This window comes from Brevundimonas sp. (assembly GCF_013823285.1).
GTDB lineage: Bacteria > Pseudomonadota > Alphaproteobacteria > Caulobacterales > Caulobacteraceae > Brevundimonas.
On record NZ_PNLV01000120.1, the window covers coordinates 1 to 6,521 of the forward strand.

General features: G+C 70.0%; 8 protein-coding genes. 1 reads left to right on the forward strand and 7 read right to left on the reverse strand.

All coding sequences use genetic code 11. The annotated features are described in order from the left end of the window. The coding region (locus tag C0461_RS12680) for a periplasmic heavy metal sensor (RefSeq protein WP_292107518.1) at window positions 1-288 on the forward strand (288 nt) is incomplete at its 5' end. 21 nt (window positions 289-309) lie between these two features. Here the strand turns inward: C0461_RS12680 and C0461_RS12685 are convergent. From C0461_RS12685 to C0461_RS12715, 7 genes are all read right to left on the reverse strand, one after another. Next, the gene (locus C0461_RS12685; RefSeq protein ID WP_292107519.1) at window positions 310-945 is read right to left on the reverse strand and encodes a squalene/phytoene synthase family protein; all 636 of its coding nucleotides are present in this window, start codon (window positions 943-945) and stop codon (window positions 310-312) included. A gap of 7 nt (window positions 946-952) precedes the next feature. After that, window positions 953-1,930 carry a protein translocase subunit SecF gene (secF, locus tag C0461_RS12690; protein WP_292107520.1) on the reverse strand — a complete coding sequence of 326 codons (978 nt, stop codon included), beginning with the start codon at window positions 1,928-1,930 and terminating at the stop codon, window positions 953-955. An 8-nt stretch (window positions 1,931-1,938) separates the two neighbouring features. Then, complete coding sequence (gene secD, locus C0461_RS12695; protein ID WP_292107521.1) at window positions 1,939-3,525, reverse strand: protein translocase subunit SecD; 1,587 nt, start codon at window positions 3,523-3,525, stop codon at window positions 1,939-1,941. 31 nt (window positions 3,526-3,556) lie between these two features. Beyond that, window positions 3,557-3,901, reverse strand: a complete 345-nt coding sequence (gene yajC / locus C0461_RS12700) for a preprotein translocase subunit YajC (RefSeq protein ID WP_292107522.1) — start codon at window positions 3,899-3,901, stop codon at window positions 3,557-3,559. Between the two features lie 112 nt (window positions 3,902-4,013). Then, window positions 4,014-5,036: a peptidoglycan DD-metalloendopeptidase family protein gene (locus C0461_RS12705; protein WP_292107523.1), complete on the reverse strand. Its 1,023-nt coding sequence runs from the start codon at window positions 5,034-5,036 to the stop codon at window positions 4,014-4,016. A gap of 127 nt (window positions 5,037-5,163) precedes the next feature. Continuing rightward, on the reverse strand, window positions 5,164-5,661 hold the full coding sequence (locus tag C0461_RS12710; protein WP_292107525.1) for a group III truncated hemoglobin: 498 nt from the start codon (window positions 5,659-5,661) through the stop codon (window positions 5,164-5,166). Window positions 5,662-5,693: 32 nt separating this feature from the next. Next, the coding region (locus C0461_RS12715; protein ID WP_292107526.1) for a chromate transporter at window positions 5,694-6,521 on the reverse strand (828 nt) is incomplete at its 5' end.

The following is a 6,521-nucleotide window of genomic DNA, read 5'->3' on the forward strand; positions in this document are numbered from 1 at the left end:
CTGTCGGCCAGGCCGGACTTTCAGGAAGCGCGCGAGGCGCGGCGTCAGGCCATTGCCCTGACCGAGAGCGAGGATTTCGATCCGGCGGCGGTCAGCGCGTTGCTGGAGCAGTCCCGCGCCTCTGAACTGCGCGGCCGCGCCCGGCTGGAGGTGGAGGCGGTCCGCATCCTGTCCGAACTCTCGCCCGAGGACCGCGCCCGCATGTCCGCCCTGCTGCGGCGTCATAACCGCCATCGGTCTCGCGCCGAGGAAAACAGGACCGGGCCGGCGCCGACGCCCGCCGGGTGAGTCCCACGTCGGGCGGGACGGCTAGACCCGCCCTCGCAACACGGCCCAGGTGAGGCGCAGGCGCTTGAGCGGCTCGGGCGCGGCGTGGTCGATCAGGGCGGCGTGGGCGACGGCGGGGAAGGCGGTGGGCGGCAGGGCTTTCAGCGCCGTATTCGCCTCATGGCGCAGGGCCCGGGCCTCGTCCGGGCGACCGGTCTGGGACAGGGCGCGCAGCCGGCCGACGGGGGCGACGGTCGCCTCATGGCCGGGTCCGGCGAGGATATGCGCCGCCGTCTGCATGGGCCCCACATAGAAGGCCTCAAGGTCGTGGGGGTCTTCGTGGACGCGGCCGATGTGGGCGGTGATCAGGGCGTCGAACGGCGCGCGCGCAAGGTTGTGGCGGACGGCGGCGGCGGACAGGGCCTCCAGCCCCGGATGGCCCTTGCGGGGGGCGCCTGCGAAGACGCCGTCCATCTGATCCGCCCACCAGGTGAAGCGCATCTCGGCCAGCAGGGGCTGGGTGACCCTGGACGGAATGACCATAAGCTCGGCCTCGAAGGCGTAGAGCGCGATCAGGTCCGCGCGCAGGTCCGCGTCGGCGACGAAGCGGCTGGACAGCCAGCGGTCCGGATCCGCCGCGCGCACCTGGCCGTCCAGCTCGGCGCGGCGGTCGGTCATGAAGCGATCAGGCCTTGGAGCCCATGCCCAGCTTGATCGGCGTGGCCTCTTCGTCCGCCTCGTCGCCCCGCTTGGCGCCCCACAGCAGGATCAGCGGGGCGGCGATGTAGATGGAGGAATAGGTGCCGATGATGACGCCGAAGATCATGGCCCAGGCGAAGTTCGCCAGCACCGCGCCGCCCAGCAGGGCGATGGCCAGCAGACCCAGGATGGTGGTCAGGCCGGTCATGATGGTGCGCGACAGGGTCTCGTTCAGCGACAGGTCGATCACGTCGGCCAGTGGCATCTTCTTGTACTTGCGAAGGTTCTCTCGCAGGCGGTCGCACACCACCACGGTGTCGTTCATGGAGTAGCCGATGATGGTCAGCACGGCGGCCACGCTGACCAGGGTGAACTCCATGCCCGTGATGGCGAACAGGCCGAAGGTCAGGATCACGTCGTGCAGCAGGCCGATCAGGGCGCCCACGCCGAAGGTCCACTGGAAGCGGAACCAGATGTAGGCCAGCATCATCAGCATGGCGACGCCCAGGGCCATGATGCCGTTGGTCAGCAGCTCCCGGGACACCGCGCCGCTGACGGCCTCGGTGCGGGTCACCTCGATGGTGGGCTGGACTTCGGTCAGGGTGGCCTGGACCTCACGCAGCACCGTGCCGGGATCGCCCTCGGGGGTCTGGAAGCGAATCAGGGCTTCGCTGGGAGAGCCGAACCCCTGAACCTGCACGTCGCGCAGATCCATGGTGTTCAGCCCCTCGCGGATGCCCGGAATGTCGGCGGCCTCGGGCGCGGCGCTGATCTCGAGCACCAGACCGCCGGAGAAGTCCACGCCGCAATTCAGACCGCCGCAGGGCGGGGTCAGGGGCCACAGGGTGAAGAAGATCGAGGCGATCACCGCGATCACGGACAACCCGCCCATGATCGGCGCGAACTTGACGAACTTCAGGTCCGTCTTTTCCGGGAGCAGCTTGATGAGAGGCCAGAATTTCATGGATCTGCTCACGCGATGGGAAGGGTCTTGGCGCGGGTGGCCCGCAGCCACAACGCCACGCCGATCTGGGTCACCAGCACGGCTGTGAAGACCGAGGTGAAGACGCCGATCGACAGGGTCCAGGCGAAGCCGCGCACGGGTCCGGCGCCGAACTGGAACATGATCAGGGCCGCGCCCAGGGTGGTGATGTTGGCGTCAAGGATGGTCGACATGGCGCGGCTGAAGCCTGAGTCCGCCGCGGCGATGGCGGACCTGCCCGCGCGCGCCTCCTCCCGCATCCGTTCATAGATCAGCACGTTGGCGTCCACCGCCATGGCCAGGGTCAGGATCAGGCCCGCGATGCCGGGCAGGGTCAGGGTCGCCCCGGTCAGGGACATGGCGGCGATGATCATCATGCCGTTGATCAGCATGGCGATGACGCTGATGCCGCCGAACACAAGGCCATAGGCCACGATCATGAAGGCGATCACCAGAAGGAAGCCGAGAAGGGTGGCTTTCATGCCGGCCTCGACCGCGTCGGCGCCCAGGCCCGCCGTGACTGTCCGACGCTCTTCCACGGTCAGGGGCGCCGGCAGGGCGCCGCCGTTCAGCAGGTTCACCAGCTCGGACGCCTCGGAGATGCTGAAGCGGCCCGTGATCTGGCCCGAGCCGGTGGTGATGGGGCTGATGATGTTGGGGGCCGAGATCACCTGGCCGTCCAGGATGATGGCGAAGCGGCGGCCCACGTTCTGGCTGGTGGCCTCGCCGAAGCGGCGTGCGCCCTGGCCGTCGAAGCGGAAGTCGATGGCCGGACGGCCCGACTGGTCGGAGCCCACGCTGGCGCGGGTCAGGTTTTCACCGGACACCAGGATGCGGCGCTTGATCAGCAGGGGAACGCCGAACTCGTCCTGCATCAGCACGGCGTCAGGCGGCACGCGGCCGGCGATGGCTTCCTGAACCGAATTGTCGTGGTCGACCATCTGGAAGGTCAGCTGGGCGGTCTGGCCGATGACCCGCTCCAGCGCCTCGGGATCGCTCTCGCCCGGGGCCTGGACCACGATCCGGTCCGTGCCCTGGCGGGTGATGGACGGCTCTCGGGTGCCCAGGCTGTCGATGCGGCGGCGGACCACCTCGATGGACTGATCCACCGCATTGGCGCCCATGTTGCTCAGGGCCTGGTCGGTGAAGGCGGCGCGGATGCGGTTGTTGGTCTGGCGCGTGACCGCCACGTCGGACACGCCGGTGGAGGTGGGCCGGGCCAGCTGCTGCAGCTCGCTGAGCGCGCGGTCGTAGTTGGCCGGGTCGTTGATGGTGACGGTGAAGCCGCCGGGCTGGCGCTCCAGGTTCGAGAAGGCGATGCGCTGTCCGGTCAGGATGACGCGCATGTCCTCCACCAGGCTGTTGACGCGGGTTTCGCGAACCTCGTCAACGTCCACCTGCAGCATCAGATAGGATCCGCCCTGCAGGTCCAGGCCCAGATTGAGGACGCCGGAGGGCACGAAGCCGGGCAGGGCCTCCCGCTGGGCCGGGGTCAGAAGGTTCGGGAAGGCGAACAGCGTCGCAAGCAGCAGCGCCGCCGCGACCACATAGACCTTCCAGCGGGACAGCTGAATCATCGAACGAAACCCCGGCCTTGCGCTTGCAGGCTTATTTCTTGTCGTTGGCGGCGATCTCGGTGCGGTTGCGCACCTCGGCCACCATGGACTTGACCACGCGCACGTTCACGCCCTGGGAGATCTCGACCATGGCCTCGGCATCCTCGACGCGGGTGACCTTGCCGATCATGCCGTTGGACAGGACCACGGTGTCGCCGCGCTTCAGACCGCCGACCATGGCCTGGTGGGCCTTCATGCGCTTCTGCTGCGGCCGGATCAGCAGGAACCAGAACAGCACGAAGATCAGGACGAAGGGCAGGAACTGGATCAGGGTGGCGGTCATGCCGCCTCCGGCGGCGGCCCCGGCGGTGGATGCGTAGGCGGGGGTGGCGAACATGGTGTCTCCCAAGGTCATGCGCGGGCGTCCGCGACGCCCCGTCAGAAATAGGGGCGGAACCTAGGGGCGCCGGCCCCGCTTTGCAATGTGGCGTCAGGGTCGCGGGTGCGGATCAGCGCGGCAGCACTGTCCGGGGGTCCACGGCGACGGGCTGGCCGTCGCGCATGTGGCGCACCTCGAAGGCGATGGACGGACGTCCGTCTCCCCCCGTGAGGCCCACGGTGCCGATCTCCTGGCCCTGTCTGACGTCATCGCCGAACGACACCGTCGAGGAGCCAAGATGGGCGTAGACCGTGCGCCAGCCGTCCCGGTGGATGATGATGACGGCCAGGCCCAGGCCGGGCTGGTCCGACCCCACATAGCCAACGCGGCCGGCAGCGGCGGCGCGAACCGGCGCTCCGGCGGTCGCCGCGATGTGGACCCCGTTGTTGCGCTCGCTGACTCCCACCTGTCCGAAATTGCGAACGATGTCGCCGCGCAGAGGCCACTCGAACATGCCCTGGCCGGTGCTGGCCTCATTGGGCGGCGGCGCGGCCGGATTGCCCGACGGGGGCGGGGGCGGGGGCGGCGGGGGCGCGCCGGTTTCGGGGACCAGAACGCCGCGCGGCGAGGGGCCGGTGGCGTAGGGGTCAGGGCCGGTGTCCACCGCGGTATCGGGCAGAATCAGGCCGCGCCCGGCTGAAATGTCGGCGCGCGGGGCCAGGCCGTTCAGGTCGATCAGGGTCTGGACCGGCGCCTGGAAGCGGCGCGCGACGCCCGAAATGGTGTCGCCGGGCTGGATCACATAGGTGGCGCCGGGACCGATGGGGCCGGACTGCGCTGGCGCGGTCGGCAGGTCGCCCGGACGCTGGTCCGGGAGGTAATCGGGCTGTGTCTGGCCGGTCGGCGGCAGCGGCTGGGCCTCGATGGGCTCATAGGGCGCCGGCGTCGGCTCGTAGGCATCGGTGTCGGGCCGGGGCTGCGGCGTGGGGATCTGCGGCATGGGCTCGCCCCAGGGAGACTGTCGCTCCGGGGCGCCTGTCGTGGGCCGGGTCGGATAGCGCGGCTCCGACGGATAGGACGCACAGGCGGCCAGCGTGGCGGCCGCCCCCGCGATGATCAGCGCCCTGCGCGCCAGAATCGTCCAGCCGGTCATCCCCGCCCTCGTCTTTCAAACCTGATCAGAATCGTATGCGGCATCCAATCCCGCGAAGGGCGCCATTTTGGGGCGGAAAGGTTAACGGCGCCAAGAGGCGCTGTTTTTGTCCCCAGCTCAAAAGCCGTCAGGCGCCGTCCGGCGTCCATGCCCGGGTCGGCATCACATAGCGTTGGCCCGGCCCCACGATCACCCCGTTGCCCGACGCCACGCCCAGCTCCAGGCTCTGGGCGATCCGCTCGGCCCGCTCGATGAAGTGCGCGGCGGCGACGGGCGGGCACAGGTCGCGGGCGGTCTCGCGGAACAGCTCCAGCCAACGGTCGAAGTGGCGGGCGTCGATGGGCAGGGGCAGGTGTTTCGGCATCGGCCGCCCCTGATAGACGCCGGTCGACAGCGCCACCGACGACCAGAACAGCTTCATCTGGTGCAGGTGCGGGCCCCAGTCCTCGACCCGCGCCGCGAAGATCGGCCCGATCAGGGCGTCATCGCGCACCCGGCCATAGAATCCCTCCACCAAGGCGTCGATCATGGCCTCGTCGATGCCCGTTTCTGCCCGCAGCCGCGCGGTGGCGGCCTCGCGCCGGGCGCGGTGTTCGGCTTCGGTCCGGGCGGGGCTGGTGGTCATGCAGGGAAGATAGGCGCGGGGCAGGCCTCGCGCTATGCGACCGCCTGAAGCGCCATGCCCGCCGCGACCGCGCCGGCCAGCACGGTCATGATCCCCAGCCTGAAGCGGATCAGGGCGACGGTCGCGACGGCGGCCAGGGTCAGGGCCAGAGGCTGGAAGCCCGCCAGCACGGGCAGGGTCATGTCCAGCGGCCCGGCCTGGACCCGCCGAGTCTGGTCGAACAGCACATGCAGGGCGAACCAAAGGCCCAGATTGGCGATCACCCCGACCACCGCCGCCGTCACCCCGGACAGGGCGGCCTGCAGCCGCCGCGCGTGCTCCAGCCGCTCGATCCAGGGCGCCAGGGCGAAAATCCACAGGAAGCAGGGGGCGAAGGTCATCCAGGTGGCCAGCCCGGCGCCGATGATTCCGGCCAGCAGGGGCGTGAAAGGCTCGGGAAGGCGGAACGCCGCCAGAAAGCCAACGAACTGGGTCACCAGAATCAGGGGGCCGGGCGTAGTCTCGGCCAGGCCGAGGCCGTCGGCCATCTGGCCCGCGTCGAGCCAGCCGCGGGTCTGCACCGCCTCCTGCGCCATGTAGGCCAGCACCGCATAGGCGCCCCCGAAGGTCACCACCGCCAGCTTCGAGAAGAAGGCGGCGACGTCCATCAGCACATGGTCCGGGCCCAGCACCAGCAGGATCGCCAGAGCCGGCGCGGCCCAGACCGCGCCCCAGACGGCGACGGCGCGTCCGGTGCGCCAGGCCATGTCGCGCTTTCTCGGTCGTGGCGTTGCGTCCGGGCCCGGCTCGGACGCGGGCGCCGCTGCGAACAGGGCGCCGATCAGCGCCGCGCCCAGGATCACGGCGGGGAAGGGGGCGTT

Coding starts and splice junctions, on each gene's coding strand:
- C0461_RS12685 (WP_292107519.1), bottom strand. CDS start 945: ATGACCGACCGCCGCGCCGAGCTGGACGGCCAGGTGCGCGCGGCGGAT.
- secF (WP_292107520.1), bottom strand. CDS start 1,930: ATGAAATTCTGGCCTCTCATCAAGCTGCTCCCGGAAAAGACGGACCTG.
- secD (WP_292107521.1), bottom strand. CDS start 3,525: ATGATTCAGCTGTCCCGCTGGAAGGTCTATGTGGTCGCGGCGGCGCTG.
- yajC (WP_292107522.1), bottom strand. CDS start 3,901: ATGTTCGCCACCCCCGCCTACGCATCCACCGCCGGGGCCGCCGCCGGA.
- C0461_RS12705 (WP_292107523.1), bottom strand. CDS start 5,036: ATGACCGGCTGGACGATTCTGGCGCGCAGGGCGCTGATCATCGCGGGG.
- C0461_RS12710 (WP_292107525.1), bottom strand. CDS start 5,661: ATGACCACCAGCCCCGCCCGGACCGAAGCCGAACACCGCGCCCGGCGC.